The organism is Streptomyces thermovulgaris (assembly GCF_002155915.1).
Classification (GTDB): Bacteria; Actinomycetota; Actinomycetes; order Streptomycetales; family Streptomycetaceae; genus Streptomyces; species Streptomyces thermovulgaris.
The window spans coordinates 1-1,382 of record NZ_MUME01000515.1 but is presented as its reverse complement, the minus strand read 5'-3'; the positions used below and the strand labels follow the sequence as shown (position 1 = coordinate 1,382).

The window sequence follows — 1,382 nt, the reverse complement described above, 5'->3', positions numbered from 1 at the left end:
AAGGCGGCGGCGCCGTCCCCGGCGGCGAAGGCCTCGACGACGGAGTCCAGCAGCGCGCCGTCGGTGTATCCGAGGAGCGAGGTGGCCATGGCATAGGTCACACCCTCCTCCCCCGCGCCGGCGAGCAGCTGGTCCATGACGGACATGGAGTCGCGCACGGACCCGGCACCGGCCCGCACGACCAGCGGAAGGACTCCCTCCTCGACGGGGATGTTCTCCTTCCGGCACACCTCGCGGAGGTAGTCGCGCAGGGTTCCCGGCGGCACCAGCCGGAAGGGGTAGTGATGGGTCCGGGACCGGATGGTTCCGATGACCTTCTCGGGCTCGGTGGTCGCGAAGATGAACTTCAGGTGTTCCGGCGGTTCCTCGACCACCTTGAGCAGCGCGTTGAAGCCGGCCGACGTGACCATGTGGGCCTCGTCGATGATGTAGATCTTGTAACGGCTGCGCGCGGGGCCGAAGAAGGCCTTCTCCCGCAGATCGCGGGCGTCGTCCACACCGCCGTGCGAAGCGGCGTCGATCTCGATGACGTCGATGGATCCCGGGCCGTTGCGGGCCAGGTCACGGCACGACTCGCAGGTGCCGCAGGGGGTGGGTGTCGGTCCCTTCTCGCAGTTCAGGCAGCGGGCGAGAATGCGTGCGCTGGTCGTCTTGCCGCACCCGCGGGGGCCGCTGAACAGATACGCGTGGTTGACCCGGTTGTTGCGCAGCGCCTGTTGCAGCGGGACGGTGACATGCTCCTGCCCGATGACCTCGGCGAACGACTCCGGGCGATAGCGGCGGTACAGCGCGAGAGACGACACGCATACGAGGTTATAGGCGCCCGCCGACAATCCGGCCCGCCCACGAACACCGGTGTCTTCGCCATGCAAGGGCCCCCCACGCACCCGCCAGAGCCGACCTACCCTTGCTGCCTTCCGGCCCTGGGGGGGTTCAGTCGGATAACGCCGCGTGAGGGGCTCCGCACAGAGTACCCGATCCCGACTGCGGCAACGAGTTCGCGAGCACTCCCCTCCGTCATGTAGTGTTTCCGGCGGAGGATTCGCCTAGTGGCCTAGGGCGCACGCTTGGAAAGCGTGTTGGGGGCAACCCCTCGCGGGTTCAAATCCCGCATCCTCCGCCAGCCGAAGGGCCGGACCGCACACGCGGTCCGGCCCTTCGTCGTCGTCCCGGCCGTATCCCGGTCGTGTCCCGGCCGGCCTGTCCGGCCCCCTCCGGGCGGCTCCTCGAAGAACCGGGAGGGCCGAAAACACCGGCCGGAAGCACTGTCGCGGCGCACTGTGACGAGCATCACTCGATTCGTCGCGCCGGCGCTTCCGGGCTCCGTGCCTCCGCACACCCGTCCGGCCGCGGCCCCGCCCGCCGCGGCCGGACGGGTGTGC

Annotated in this window: 1 protein-coding gene, 1 tRNA gene and 1 other RNA gene; 1 reads left to right on the top strand and 2 read right to left on the bottom strand. The window is 69.5% G+C overall.

Annotated features, from left to right (window positions below; translation table 11 throughout):
* The coding region (gene dnaX / locus CCN35_RS26955; protein ID WP_086794657.1) for a DNA polymerase III subunit gamma/tau at positions 1-803 on the bottom strand (803 nt) is incomplete at its 3' end.
* Positions 804-868: 65 nt separating this feature from the next.
* An RNA gene (gene ffs, locus CCN35_RS26950) (signal recognition particle sRNA small type) lies at positions 869-963 on the bottom strand.
* Positions 964-1,035: 72 nt separating this feature from the next.
* Between ffs and CCN35_RS26945 the strand changes: the two genes are divergently transcribed.
* Positions 1,036-1,123: transfer RNA gene (locus CCN35_RS26945), tRNA-Ser, on the top strand.
* The last annotated feature ends 259 nt before the right edge of the window (positions 1,124-1,382 follow it).